Source organism: Pleomorphochaeta caudata (genome assembly GCF_055395745.1).
On sequence record NZ_AP042458.1, the window covers coordinates 1,236,841 to 1,249,888 of the forward strand.

Consider the following 13,048-nt stretch of genomic DNA (forward strand, 5'->3'; position numbering starts at 1 on the left):
GTATTATAAATTTAGTGATTATGCTGGTATTTAATTGAATTAAATGCCAGTAGTTATAATTATGTAGTCCATTCTTTATTTTGTAATACTATTCTATACCCATCAATATCTTCAAAGGTTTTTCCAACAACATCCCAATAAACATTATAGGATTTTACTTCTTTAAAGCCAGCTTCTATCATTTGTTTGCATGTATCTTCCCAAATACTTGTATTAGAGAAATAAAAAACTAATAAATTTTCTTTTGTAGGGGCACTTCCAACTATATCCCCATCTTTATGAGTAAATTCTAAATGATAATTATGTTTTTTGTGGCCTATAATAGATCCATTAAAGCCTTTATGTCCTTCAAAATGGCCCAATAATTCAAAACCTAATCCACTTATGTACATTTTAGTTATTTCTTCAAGATTGTCTGTTGCTCTTGCAACTCTAAGTTTTGTTTCTTTAGGAATCATTATATCTCCTTAATTATTTTATACCAAAGTGTAATACATCTTTTTTACATGCATCGATGCATTCTCCACATAATATACAATCAGATGTATTAATTGAATTATTTTTTACTTTTTTTGCAACATCAATACTCATGGGACATTTTTTATTGCAAAGACCACATTGAATACAATTATCAGCATTTGCTTTAATTCTTAGTTTTGGAATTTTTAAGAATTTGCCTACATGAAAACCTGCAACTAAAAATGGAGACATCCAACAAATAGTATGGCAAGCACCTCTTTTTCCAATGATTATTGTTAAGAAAAAGAAGGTAAACAAAACAAAATAGTAAATTATATATTTTACTGGAGCATCTACTGAAATAATATTTTCAGTCATATATAAAGGTTTTATTGCTTTAATTCCACCTGAGAGAATAAACATAATAATGATTATACTTAGCCAAATGAAGAATATAGAATAACGAATTATTTTTAATTTTTTGGCATTTACATTTTTATTGTTTATTTTTAATGAAACATCACTTAATGCAGCCATAGGGCAAATCCAACCACACCAAGCTCTACCAAAAAATATAGAAAAAATAAACATAAACATAAAAAGTAGAATGCTTCCAGAAATAATTCCATTCATAGCTCCATTAATAGAAATATATGGAGAGAAGAAATTTAATGTTATTGGAAATAGTAAAAAAAATATAAAGGTTATAGTTGTTCTGATTTTTTGTGTTTTACTCATTTTTTTTAATCCTTTTTTGTTTTGTTAATATACAGCTTATAATATTTATTGATTTAGAAAAAGTTATTTTTCAATTAAATGTTTAATAATAATTATTTAATTAGATTACTTAGGAATTGATTTTTTTATATGAATAGATTTTAATATATAATTTTAATTATAATAATTTTATGATATTATCTAAGTAAACTAGTATTTTTTATATTAAAAGTACTATAGGAGTAATAATAGATGTCTTTAAATCAAATTTTTGAAAGTATGAATCGTGTGATACCTAATAACCATATTGTATTGTTATATGAGGAATCAGATAATGATTTGAATACAGATGTTATTGTTGCATATATCGTATCAAGAATCCAAAAAAATGAAAAATGTATTTATATTAATGGCGATTTGGATACAGACTTAATAAAAAAGAAAATATCAAAATTCATTGATCTAAATCAGTTTATAGAAAGTAATCAGTTAAGTTTTTTAGAAAAAGAAGAAGCTTATTCCAAAGATGGAGAGTTTGAACCAAGGAAAATGCTAAATTTATTAAAAGAATTAGCAAATTCTGCTTTATCTCAAGGGTATACTGCTTTGGCGGTTACTGGAGAGTTAAGTTGGGTTTTAAATTATGATGATGAGTTTAAAAGAATAATGGATTATGAGTATTTATTGAATGAAGAATTATTTAACTCTTATCCAGTCTCTGCAATATGTAGATATAATATAAACAAGTTTTCAAATAAATTCATAAAAACAATAATAGAATTACATCCTTTAATAATTTGGAAAGGTCAATTATATGAAAATCCTTTTTATTTTAATTTAACAAATTTAAAAGATGATGATGTTGATGACTTTATTGTTAATGAGATGATAAGAAATCTCATTCGATTATCTAAGAAAAAGAATCGCTGTAGAGATGAGATTAGAATTAATGAAAAGAAATATAAAGAACTTCAGTTAAGTGTTTTAGAAAATATGGTTATAACTTTAACAAGTTTTTTAGAAATCCATGATCAATATACAAAAGATCATAGTCAAAATGTAGCTAATTATTCTAAAAAAATAGCTCAGCACTTAGGACTTGAAGATAGTAAAATATCAGAAATTTATTATGCGGGGTTAATTCACGATATTGGTAAAACAATAATTCCAAAAGAAGTGTTAAATAAAAATGTTAAGCTAACTGAGGATGAATATGATATTGTTAAAAAGCATCCTAATTATGCATATCAAATATTAGTTAAAAATAAAGATTTGAATCATATTGCAAATATAGTTTTAGAACATCATGAAAGATGGGATGGAAATGGATATCCCAATGGGAAAAAAGGAGAAGACATTTCTTTGGAAGCTAGAATTATATCTATAGCTGATGCTTATGATGCTATGGTTTCTGATAGACCATATAGAAAAGCTTTTACAAAAGAAATTGCAATAAAAGAGATATTAGATAAAGCAGGCAAGCAATTTGATCCAAAAGTTGCAGTTCTTGCTGTTGAGAAGGTGTTTAGTCGTATGTAGTGTTTATTTATGGAGTAATATATGAGAAAAACCACAGAAGTATTTTTAAGGGCAAAAAGAGAAAGAAGAGAAGTTGCTATTACTGATTCAAGTATGCCTCTTATTAGCAAAGAATTGATTGATAAATGGCAGAGAATTATTAATATAATGGCAAAAATTATTAATGTTCCAGCTGGATTAATTATGCAAATTACTGAAAAAGAAATGGTGGTTTTTTTAAAAAGCCAAAATGCTGATAATCCATATGAAGAAGGTGATAAAGGGCTTCTAGGTTCTGGGTTATATTGTGAAACAGTAATTGGGGAAGATAATGAGCTCTTAATAGATAATGCATTAGATTCAGAAATTTGGAAGGACAATTCAGATGTTAAACTAAATATGGTTTCATATTATGGGGTTCCTATTCATTGGCCTAATAAAGAATTTTTTGGAACTATATGCGTATTAGATAATAAAAAAAATACTTTTACCTTAGAATATAAGACTTTATTAAAAGAATTTAGATCCGCAATTGAAGTTGACTTAAAGAATTTAGTTAATGAAAGAAAACTTAGATATTTAGCTGAAATGGATGTTTTAACTTCTTCTTACAATAGAAACAAAACACAAGAATTTTTAATTAAAAACTTTAATAGTGCAAAAGCAACTGGCACTAAGTTTTCTATTGCTATAATGGATATCAATAGATTAAAAGAAATTAATGATAATTATGGTCATGTTTTTGGTGATAAAATAATTGAAACTTTTGCACAAGGGTTTAATTTGCATAAAAGAGAAGAAGATATTTTTGGTAGATGGGGTGGTGATGAATTTGTGCTTATTTGCCCAAATTATGATTTAAAAGAAATAAATTTAATGATTGAAAATCTATATAATAAAATAACAGGCAAGATGGAATCCATAGTTCCTAATTCAAGTTTTTGTTATGGGTGCGCAGAATTTTCAGCAACAGAAAATAATTATCAGAAATTATTAACTAGAGCTGATGATAATCTATATAATTGTAAAGAAAAAAATAAAATTTATAGATTCCCTAGAAATTAATGGTTTCAATCCAGTTTATTAACTGCACTTTTTCTTCTTTAAATTTTGCATCAAGGCTTATGCACTGGCAAGAAGATAGAATTTTATTATCCTTTTCTATTAAAGTTTTTATCTTATCTAAAGGTGTGTTATCACTTCCTTTGCAAGTATAAAAAATATAGATGTTTTTATTTTTTATAATATTTTCTAAAAAAAGAGAATAAATTTCAGGGGTCAGTTGTCCAGCCCAAATAGGAGATCCAATAATAATTGTATCGTAATCATCTAAATCAGATTTCAATGGTTTTAATTTTGGGTATCTCTTAAATATAACTTGAAACCCTCCAAAAACATATTTTAAAAAGCCTTTATATTTGATTTCTTTGTAAGGTTGAATTTTTTCAAAATCTAATTGATATTGTTCTGCAATATTTTTTGCTAATCCTTCAGTTGTGCCTTCAAGTGAATAATATAAAACTAAAGTCTTTGGCATATATGACTCCTTTTTAAAGTAGCTTTAATTCAAGTATATGGGTTTATTCATAATAAGTAAAACAGATTTAAAAAAAACTAGCCTAATTAGTTTTAATCAGACTAGTTTTAATGTGTAAACATTGAGTATTTATTTAATCAGATTAGGTAAAGCTAGACTGATTTGAGGGACATAAGTTACCAAAAGTAATGTAAAAATATTTGCTAATACAAATGGAGTAGCGGCTTTAAAAATTTTTATAATACTTAAATTAGTAATAGAGGAAGCTACATTTAAACACATTCCAACAGGAGGTGTTACTAATCCTATTGCTAATCCAGTAATTAAGATAGCTCCAAATTGAATTGGATCAACACCAATGCTTGTCATAGCAGGTAAGAATACTGGAGTTATTAGCATAAGTGCTGGACTTACATCTAAGAACATACCAATAAACAAAATAATTAAATCAACAAATAATAAAATTACCCATTTTGATAAGTGTAAACTTTCAATAAATAGAAGCATATTTTCAGGAACATGTTCTACTGCAAGAATCCAAATAAACATTTTTGAAAATGCGATAACAATCATACAACTAGCACTCATTTTTATTGTTTGCTTCAAAATAGGTATAAAAGATTCTTTCTTTAGTGTTTTTGTAACAAAAAATCCTATAATAAATGCATATAAAGCACCTAATGCTGCAGCTTCAGTTGTAGTTGTAATACCAAATACAATTGCCCCAATAATTAGTAAAGGCATTAAAAGTGCTAAGATACCTTCTTCAAAAAGTTTTCTGGTTTCTTTTGAATTTATTTTTATGTTTGTTTTTGGTACATTTCTTTTTTTTGCTAAAATAATTGTAATTACAATCATAAATAATCCAATTAAAATTCCTGGAATCATTGTTCCAACAAATAATTTACCAACCGATTCCATCGAAATTGATGCATAAATGAGCATTGGTATACTCGGCGGGATTATCATTCCCATAGTTGAAGATGCAACAGTAACTCCTGATGCAAACTCTTTGCTATACCCATTTTTTTCCATTTCAGGAATAAGAATTGCTCCAACAGATGCTGTATCTGATACAGAAGATCCAGAAATTCCGCCAAAAACCATACTTACCATAACATTTACAACAGCAAGGCCACCTCTAATTCTACCAACCAAAACCATCATTAAATTTACCATTCTAGCAGTTAGATTACCTTCATTCATTATTAATCCCATTAAAATAAATAAGGGTAGAGATAGTAAAAGAAATGAGTCCATTCCGGAAAAAACTCTTTCTGGTAGTAGGCTGATTAGACTTGGATTACAAAACATAAAATAGCAAGTTCCTGATAATCCTAATGCATATCCTATTGGCATTCCTAATATTATAAAACAAATTAATGTTATTACTAAAAGTGTCATAACTATTTTTCTCCCTTAATTAATTTAATGAAATCACAAATAATCTTAAAAATTAAAAATATAATTGAAAGAATAAATCCTATAGGAATTGAAATTTGTGCCCACATTTGTTTGATATGTAATACAGGAGTTGGGAATTGTCCTACATTACCAATCCATTCAAAGGAAAGCTTTAAAATAATTGAACATAAAAATAACATTAAAAAATTTATAATTATATTTTGAATAGTTTTCAAAGTCTTATTTTTAAATGAAAAAAAATCAACTTTGATATGTTCATCATAAAATATTAAGGCTGCTGCCCCTAAAGAAGTAATGTAAATAAATAGATATTCAAGAATTTCGTTTCCACCGTAAATGCTTGAATTAAAAAAGTATCTTAATATTACAAGAATACACATAAAAATAAAAATGAACGCTAGTAAAAAGCTTAAGATAAGTTCAATGATATTTGCTAATTTTTTAAAAAATATATTTAATTTTTGCAAGATATACCTCCTAGTAGATAAATAACCTATAGAGTTTATCTATAGGCTATTTATTATTTCTTAATGATTAGCTCTATATTCTTCTAAGCGTGAATTCAAATCATCTAAGTCAGCTTGAGTGAAATCACCTTTGTTAATAAAGTAATCATAAACAGGACCCATTTTGTCTCTGAATAATTGAAGGTTTTCATCAGAAATTACATTTGTAATTAAATTTTGTTCTAATTCTTTTGCAATTGGTTCTTCGGATGCTAACCAGTTTTCAGTGCTCCAATCCATTGCTTCTTTAGATACTTCATTAAAGATAGTTTTTAGATCATCAGGAAGTGCTTGATACCAGGTATTACTTACAAATAGACAGTCTGGACAAATGATATAGTTACCTATTGATAGGTATTTTTGTACTTCATCAAAGTTCATATCATAAGTATTTGAGAATGGGTTTTCTTGACCATCAACAACACCAGTTTTTAAAGCCATATATGTTTCTTTATATGGAACTTGTTGTGGGTTTGCAGAAAGAGCATCCATAGCTTTTAGTACAGGTTCTAGAGGTGGAACTCTCATTTTTAAACCTTTAATATCATCAGGGGTATTAATTGGACGTACATTATTAGTGAATTGTCTAAAACCACCAGCAATACCAGTTGCAGGAATATAATAACCATTCTTTTGAGCATCTTTAGCTATAGCTTCTTCAAAATCTGAGTGTAGAATATAGTTGAATTCATCAGATGAGTTGAATACGAATGGTATATTATAAATCATATATTTAGGATTAGCTTTCTCAAATTGAGATCCTCTTGCTCCTTGAACATTGTTTGTTTTTACCATATCGATTACTTCAGATTCTGAACCTAGAACACCATTAGCATAAATTTCTACTTTAATTCTTCCATTGGTTTTTTCTTCAAGTTCTTTTTTGAAAAGTTCCATAGACTGATGTCTAACACTTTGTTCTGACATTGAATGTGCAAACTTAAAAACATAGGTTTGCTCTTCAGCTGCGCCTTCTTCTTGACCTTGTGCAAAGCCAAATGCACAAATTGTTGTAAATAACAACAACATAATAATACTTTTTTTCATTTGTTACTCCTTTTGTATATAATTTTTTATATTAGTTAAATGAAAATACTATTTTTATACCTTGTTTCGCTTCAAGTTTTTTAAAGCTTTCTTCCCATTTTGAAAGTGGTACAACATCACTAATTAACGGTTTTAAATCAAGCTTTTTACTTGCTACTAAATTAATTGATCTATCCCAGGATGTATAAGCTGTTGACATATTGAATACAAGGGTTAGAACTTTTTTCATAGCTGGTAGGTAAGGAAAATTAATTGTATCTCTAATTGGAAGTCCAATTCCAACAATTGTTGCATATTTTCTTGCTACAGCTATTGCAGATGCAATTCCTCCTTGAGAACCACTAGCTTCTATTACAAAATCTGCACCTAAATCATTAGTATGTTTTTTGATTATTTCTTGAGCATCTTCTTTCATAGAGTTGATAAATAAGTCTATATAACCAGCTTTTTTAGCAAGTGGAGCTCTAATTGCTTCATCTTCATCTGTTCCTAAAAGAAATACTTTTCCAGCTCCAACGGCTTTTGCAACCATACATGCCATAAGACCAATTGGCCCAGGTCCAATTACTACAACATTATCTCCAGCGTGAATATTTCCTCTTTCTATTACATCAGTAACAACATTGGCTAAAGGTTCAATTAAAGATCCTTCTTCGAATGAAACTGAATCAGGTAATTTATGTAATAGTTTAGGTTCAGGATATCTCATATATTTTGCAAAACATCCATCTATTCCCCAACCAGGAGATCTCTTAGAATTACAATTTTGTATATTACCTGTTCTGCAGTAATAACAGGTTCCACAAGCTAAGGTATGAGGTTCTCCAACAACTCTATCTCCAATTTCCCAATTTGAGACATTTTTACCTTTTTCAACTATAACTCCTGAAAATTCGTGTCCAAGAGTTACAGGAGGCCAATATGGGAACTGATCATGATAAATATGTAGATCAGTTCCGCATATTGCTGCAGCTTTTATTTCTATCAATACTTCATTGTCTCCGATTTGAGGTTTTTCAACATCTTGTAGTTCTAAAAAACCATCACCTTTTTTGTATTTAACTAAAGCTTCCATTTTTTATTCCTATATTAATATTTATAGATATGCACTATCGTTATTTGCTAAATCGTAGCGTCTACTAGTATGTGAATGAGCTGCTAAAATCCAGAAATAAGCATTTTTGTTACTTGGTGCAGCAACTGTTGGATGATAACCATATGGTGCTAAAATCATATCACCATCTCTTACAATATGAGCATTAGTTACTTCTCCAGATTTTTCATAGCTTAGATGAATTCCAAATTTTGGAGCTGGCATATCAAAATACCAATAACCTTCTTCTAGATCTTTTTCGTGTTCATGTGGTGGCCAGCTTGACCATTTACCTTCTTCACTCCAGGTTAAACCTGTTATTAATCTTGAAGCTTCTACTTTAGGACCTAAAGTCATATAAACATCTCTTTGATAAGGTTCTTGTCCATGAACTTGTTTTGTATCTCCAATAGGTTGAGTATTATCAAATTTATGGAAGAAGAATTTTCCAAATCCATCATCAATAGCACCACCAATGTAGAAAGTACATTCACTATCAGTGCTAATTACTACTGAAGTTTTAGATGGGATATAAAATGAATCAAATTTATTCATTGAATATTCTTTATCATCAATTTTTAATTTTGCTTCACCTTCTACTAGTACAAAAGATAATTCTAGTTTGTCGTTTACTATATTCTGAGACATAGATTTCTTTAAATCTAATCTATAAGCATATAAAGCTTTTGTAAGTGTAGACTTTTCAGGACTAATTATTTCTTGTAAGCCATACATTTTCTTTGTTGAGATTTTCCAATCGCTAATTGAATTTGTCATAATTTTTACTCCTTTCTTAGCTCGATAGTGAAATATTAGCACTCAAATTTCCATATGTAAAGATATTTTTAAATAAATTTGTAAATACATTTTAACATAATTATGTAAATTGTTATTGACAAATATAAATTAATGCCAAATAATTGAGCTTGTTAATCGAAAAAAATTATGAAAAGGAGAATAAAAGATGGCAAAATTTAAAGTAATTGTTACAGATGATCGTTTCTCATCTTATGCCCCAGAAAGAGAAGCATTAGCAAAGGTTGATGCTGAATTAGTAGTTTGTGATGCAAAATCACAAGAAGAAGTACAACAAATTGTTGAAGATGCAGATGGTGTTTTATTAAATCTACACCAATTAGGAGCACCTGAAATTGCAAAAATGAAAAAATGTAAAGTTATTTCTAGATATGGTGTTGGTTATAACAATGTTGATGTTGATGCAGCAACACAAAAGGGTATCTGGGTTTCAAGAGTTCCTGATTATGGTGCAGATGAAGCTGTTTCTGACCAAGCAATGGCTTTGACTTTGGATTGTATTAGAAGAACAACATTCAAATATAATAGAATTCTTAATGGTGAATGGAACTTGATGTCTGCTTATAAAATCCATCAAGTAAAAGATTCAGTTGTTGGTATTATTGGTTTTGGTCATATTGGATCAAAATATGCAAAGAAAATTAGTGGTTTTTCTCCAAAAGAAATTTTAATTTATGATCCATATAAAGACGAAGAAGAAATTAAAGCTGCTGGTTATAAAAAAGTTTCTTTAGACTATTTAGCTGAAAATTCAGATATTATTTCTATTCATTGTCCTGAAAAAGCTGAAACAGCAAATATGATTGATAAACATTTCTTGTCTTTAGTTAAAGAAAATTTAATTCTAGTTAATACAGCTAGAGGTGGAATGGTTGACGATGATGCATTAATTGAAGCTTTAAAAGCTAAGAAATTATCTGGTGCTGGTTTAGATGTATTTAAGATGGATCCAGTTCCAAAAGATCATCCATATAGACATTTAGATAACGTTGTAATTTCAGATCATACAGGTTTTTACACTGAAGAAAGTTTAAATACTTTGAAATATAAAGCTGCAGAAAATATTGCCCAAGTATTATTAGGTAATAAGCCTGTTTATCCATTAAATGATATTAAATAAGGAGATTTTGACATGACTGTTGAACAATTAAATAAAATTGGTGTTGAATTTGAACAAATTCTTAAATTAAAGAATAAACCTGTAGGTATTACTTTATATGAAAACGTTGAAGATGTTCCTAAAGAATATCAATGGATTGAAAGAAAAAAAGTAATTTGTAATGTTATTGGTTTTTCAAGATATTATGAAATCCCTGTAGCAATTACTAAAGAAAATACTAATAAATTATGTCCAGTAGCTGATTTAGCTATGGGTATTGGTGAAGTTCCTGAAGGTTTTGCTAAAAATGTAGTAGGCGCTTTTGCTAAAGATTTAGAACAAACTTCAGTAGTATTTAATGGTATGAAGTGTTTTGAAAAAGGAAAATATAAAGCTGTTAGTGTATGTCCTTTAGATATTATTCCTAATATCCCAACTGTTATTCAAATTTGGGGTAATCCAACACAAATGTTAGAACTAGAATACGCTAATACTTGGAATCATGGTGATGGAAAAGTTGAATTAAAGACAAATGGTCATGGTGCTAGTTGTTATGAGACTTTATCAATGCCTATCGTAGAAAATAAACTTTGTTTTGCAATTGCAGATTTAGGTGATAAAAGACATGGATATGCTTCTGATTCAGATATGATCATGGGAGTCCCTCCAAAAATGATTGAAGAATTATTAGAAGGCTTAAAAGCAACTATGCATACTTTAAATCGCTTACCTGTTTTATATAATTTTGATGACATTGATTTCCCAGTTCCTGCATATTCAATTGCACACTCTCCATATGTAAAGAAAAAATAAGGACAATAACATGGAAATAAAAGATTTACTAGAAAGAGTAGGTGTTGTTCCTGTAGTAAAAGCATACTCAGTAGATAAAGCTTTAGAGTTAGCTAAACTATTACTCAAGAAGAATATTAATGTAATAGAAGTTACTTATAGAACTGATTCTGCTGGTCAAATTATTAAGGAAATTTCAGAAAAATATCCTAATATGAATATTGGTGCTGGTACAGTATTAACTTTAGATTCAGCTAAATCTGCAATTGATAATGGTGCAACATTTATTGTTGCACCAGGATTTAACCCAGAAATTGTAAAGTATTGTTTAAAAAATAATATTTTATGTATTCCTGGAGTTAGTAATCCATCTCAAATAGAACAAGCTGTTTCTCTAGGGCTATCAATTCTTAAATTTTTCCCAGCAGAATTATCTGGTGGAGTTAATATGTTAAAAGCTTTTTCTTCCGTCTATCCAGATGTTAGTTTTATGCCTACAGGCGGGGTAAAAGAAAATAATGTTAATGATTATTTAGCTCTTAATAATGTAGTTGCTTGTGGAGGAACTTGGATTGTTCCAACAAACAGTATTGAAAGTGGAGATTTTGATAAAATTGAAGAATTGCTTGATGCTTGTATAAAAAGAGTGATGGATTTATCAATTGCACATAGTGGATTATACATCGGCAATAAAGAAGTAACTGATGCATTTGGAAGAGAGTTTTCAAATATTTTTCAAATAGAAAGCAAACCAGGGAATTCTTCAATGTTTATTGCTAGTGATTTAGAATTTGTTTATAAACCAATGAAAGCTCAGAGTTTTCATATAGGTCTTCATACAGCATCAATTGCTAGAGCATTAAATTATTTAGAGCCTTATGGAGTGAAAGCTCTTGAGGATACTAAAAAATATGCTAATGGAAAATTGAAAGCAGTATATTTAGAAATTCCAAATCTTAATTATTTGATTCATTTGGTTGAATAGGAGAATTTATGAAAATTGTAACTTTTGGTGAAATAATGTTGAGATTAAAATCAATCCAAAATGAAAGATTATTTCAATCTCCATTATTAGAAGCAACCTTTGGTGGTGGCGAAGCTAATGTAGCTGTAGCTTTATCTCATTTAGGTCTTGATACAGAATTTGTCACATTATTGCCTAAAAATACTATAGGTGATTGTTGTAAAAATACATTACGATATCATAATGTTGGCACTAACTTTATTAAACAAACCTCTGATAGATTAGGCATCTATTTTATCGAAGCAGGAGCTAATCAACGCCCTTCTAAGGTAGTTTATGATAGAGCTGATTCAGCAATTAGCAAAATTGATGATGATCAATTAGATTGGGATAATATATTTAGTGATGCTGCTTGGTTTCATGTTTCAGGAATAACTCCGGCTATCTCTGAAGGAGCTGCTTTACAAGCAATTTTAGCAATGAAAAAAGCTAAAAAAAATAATGTTACCATTTCTTGTGATTTAAATTTTAGAAAAAAATTATGGAAATATGGTAAAAGTGCTCAAGATATTATGCCAATATTAGCTAGATATGCTGATGTATTAATTGGCAATGAGGAAGATTTTCAAAAATCATTAGGTTATGAAAATGATTCAAACGTTGAAGGCGGAGAATTAGATAAATCATCATATTTAAAAATGTGTGAAAAAATCTTTAATGATTATCCTAATGTTAAGAAAATAGGTATTACACTCAGAGAAAGTTTTTCTGCAAATCATAACGATTGGAGTGCATTATTAGCTACAAGAGATTCAGCTTATTTTTCAAAAAAATATAGCATTAAAGACATTGTAGATAGAGTAGGTGCAGGAGATAGTTTTTCAGCAGGTTTAATATTTGGTCTTTCTCAAAATTATTTGGTTCAGGAATCTTTGGATTATGCAGTAGCTCTTTCTTGTTTAAAACATTCGATTGTAGGCGATTTTTCATTGACAACAAAAGACGAGTTAATACAACTAGTAAACGGAAATGGTACTGGTAGAGTACAAAGGTAACTTTTGGTATTTCTGTTGCT

General features: G+C 28.7%; 14 protein-coding genes. 6 read left to right on the top strand and 8 right to left on the bottom strand.

Translation table 11 applies throughout. The annotated features are described in order from the left end of the window. Positions 1-59 precede the first annotated feature (59 nt). A complete protein-coding gene (locus ACZ5RS_RS05650; RefSeq protein ID WP_464638283.1) occupies positions 60-458 on the bottom strand; it encodes a VOC family protein in 399 nt (132 codons plus the stop codon). Between the two features lie 13 nt (positions 459-471). Then, positions 472-1,197, bottom strand: coding sequence for a 4Fe-4S binding protein (locus ACZ5RS_RS05655; protein WP_464638284.1), 726 nt, complete (start codon positions 1,195-1,197; stop codon positions 472-474). Positions 1,198-1,428: 231 nt separating this feature from the next. Between ACZ5RS_RS05655 and ACZ5RS_RS05660 the strand changes: the two genes are divergently transcribed. After that, positions 1,429-2,715, top strand: coding sequence for an HD domain-containing phosphohydrolase (locus ACZ5RS_RS05660; RefSeq protein WP_464638286.1), 1,287 nt, complete (start codon positions 1,429-1,431; stop codon positions 2,713-2,715). A gap of 21 nt (positions 2,716-2,736) precedes the next feature. Further along, entirely contained in the window at positions 2,737-3,759 is a 1,023-nt protein-coding gene (locus ACZ5RS_RS05665) for a sensor domain-containing diguanylate cyclase (protein ID WP_464638287.1), read from the top strand. Here ACZ5RS_RS05665 and ACZ5RS_RS05670 read toward each other — a convergent pair. From ACZ5RS_RS05670 to ACZ5RS_RS05695, 6 genes are all read right to left on the bottom strand, one after another. Beyond that, complete coding sequence (locus ACZ5RS_RS05670) at positions 3,749-4,231, bottom strand: flavodoxin family protein (protein WP_464638289.1); 483 nt, start codon at positions 4,229-4,231, stop codon at positions 3,749-3,751. The genes ACZ5RS_RS05665 and ACZ5RS_RS05670 overlap by 11 nt on opposite strands. A 129-nt stretch (positions 4,232-4,360) precedes the next feature. Next, positions 4,361-5,635 (bottom strand): TRAP transporter large permease, encoded by a 1,275-nt coding sequence (locus tag ACZ5RS_RS05675; protein ID WP_464638290.1) that lies wholly within the window; start codon positions 5,633-5,635, stop codon positions 4,361-4,363. 2 nt (positions 5,636-5,637) lie between these two features. Then, positions 5,638-6,123 (bottom strand): TRAP transporter small permease, encoded by a 486-nt coding sequence (locus ACZ5RS_RS05680; protein ID WP_464638292.1) that lies wholly within the window; start codon positions 6,121-6,123, stop codon positions 5,638-5,640. 60 nt (positions 6,124-6,183) lie between these two features. Then, positions 6,184-7,209: a TRAP transporter substrate-binding protein gene (locus ACZ5RS_RS05685; protein ID WP_464638293.1), complete on the bottom strand. Its 1,026-nt coding sequence runs from the start codon at positions 7,207-7,209 to the stop codon at positions 6,184-6,186. Between the two features lie 31 nt (positions 7,210-7,240). Further along, the gene (locus ACZ5RS_RS05690) at positions 7,241-8,284 is read right to left on the bottom strand and encodes a zinc-dependent alcohol dehydrogenase (protein WP_464638295.1); all 1,044 of its coding nucleotides are present in this window, start codon (positions 8,282-8,284) and stop codon (positions 7,241-7,243) included. Positions 8,285-8,305: 21 nt separating this feature from the next. Next, complete coding sequence (locus ACZ5RS_RS05695; RefSeq protein ID WP_464638296.1) at positions 8,306-9,079, bottom strand: 5-deoxy-glucuronate isomerase; 774 nt, start codon at positions 9,077-9,079, stop codon at positions 8,306-8,308. A 187-nt stretch (positions 9,080-9,266) separates the two neighbouring features. Here ACZ5RS_RS05695 and ACZ5RS_RS05700 point away from each other — a divergent pair, with 187 nt between their 5' ends. The 4 genes from ACZ5RS_RS05700 to ACZ5RS_RS05715 are packed head-to-tail and all read left to right on the top strand — an operon-like array spanning position 9,267 to position 13,028. Next, positions 9,267-10,238: a C-terminal binding protein gene (locus tag ACZ5RS_RS05700; protein WP_464638298.1), complete on the top strand. Its 972-nt coding sequence runs from the start codon at positions 9,267-9,269 to the stop codon at positions 10,236-10,238. A 12-nt stretch (positions 10,239-10,250) separates the two neighbouring features. Next, positions 10,251-11,030 carry a DUF169 domain-containing protein gene (locus tag ACZ5RS_RS05705; RefSeq protein ID WP_464638300.1) on the top strand — a complete coding sequence of 260 codons (780 nt, stop codon included), beginning with the start codon at positions 10,251-10,253 and terminating at the stop codon, positions 11,028-11,030. 10 nt (positions 11,031-11,040) lie between these two features. Beyond that, positions 11,041-11,994, top strand: coding sequence for a bifunctional 4-hydroxy-2-oxoglutarate aldolase/2-dehydro-3-deoxy-phosphogluconate aldolase (eda, locus tag ACZ5RS_RS05710; RefSeq protein WP_464638301.1), 954 nt, complete (start codon positions 11,041-11,043; stop codon positions 11,992-11,994). A gap of 8 nt (positions 11,995-12,002) precedes the next feature. Then, positions 12,003-13,028, top strand: coding sequence for a PfkB family carbohydrate kinase (locus ACZ5RS_RS05715; RefSeq protein ID WP_464638303.1), 1,026 nt, complete (start codon positions 12,003-12,005; stop codon positions 13,026-13,028). Positions 13,029-13,048: the final 20 nt, after the last annotated feature.

Coding starts and splice junctions, on each gene's coding strand:
- ACZ5RS_RS05690 (WP_464638295.1), bottom strand. CDS start 8,284: ATGGAAGCTTTAGTTAAATACAAAAAAGGTGATGGTTTTTTAGAACTA.
- eda (WP_464638301.1), top strand. CDS start 11,041: ATGGAAATAAAAGATTTACTAGAAAGAGTAGGTGTTGTTCCTGTAGTA.
- ACZ5RS_RS05670 (WP_464638289.1), bottom strand. CDS start 4,231: ATGCCAAAGACTTTAGTTTTATATTATTCACTTGAAGGCACAACTGAA.
- ACZ5RS_RS05660 (WP_464638286.1), top strand. CDS start 1,429: ATGTCTTTAAATCAAATTTTTGAAAGTATGAATCGTGTGATACCTAAT.
- ACZ5RS_RS05705 (WP_464638300.1), top strand. CDS start 10,251: ATGACTGTTGAACAATTAAATAAAATTGGTGTTGAATTTGAACAAATT.
- ACZ5RS_RS05650 (WP_464638283.1), bottom strand. CDS start 458: ATGATTCCTAAAGAAACAAAACTTAGAGTTGCAAGAGCAACAGACAAT.
- ACZ5RS_RS05700 (WP_464638298.1), top strand. CDS start 9,267: ATGGCAAAATTTAAAGTAATTGTTACAGATGATCGTTTCTCATCTTAT.
- ACZ5RS_RS05675 (WP_464638290.1), bottom strand. CDS start 5,635: ATGACACTTTTAGTAATAACATTAATTTGTTTTATAATATTAGGAATG.
- ACZ5RS_RS05665 (WP_464638287.1), top strand. CDS start 2,737: ATGAGAAAAACCACAGAAGTATTTTTAAGGGCAAAAAGAGAAAGAAGA.
- ACZ5RS_RS05715 (WP_464638303.1), top strand. CDS start 12,003: ATGAAAATTGTAACTTTTGGTGAAATAATGTTGAGATTAAAATCAATC.
- ACZ5RS_RS05655 (WP_464638284.1), bottom strand. CDS start 1,197: ATGAGTAAAACACAAAAAATCAGAACAACTATAACCTTTATATTTTTT.
- ACZ5RS_RS05685 (WP_464638293.1), bottom strand. CDS start 7,209: ATGAAAAAAAGTATTATTATGTTGTTGTTATTTACAACAATTTGTGCA.
- ACZ5RS_RS05695 (WP_464638296.1), bottom strand. CDS start 9,079: ATGACAAATTCAATTAGCGATTGGAAAATCTCAACAAAGAAAATGTAT.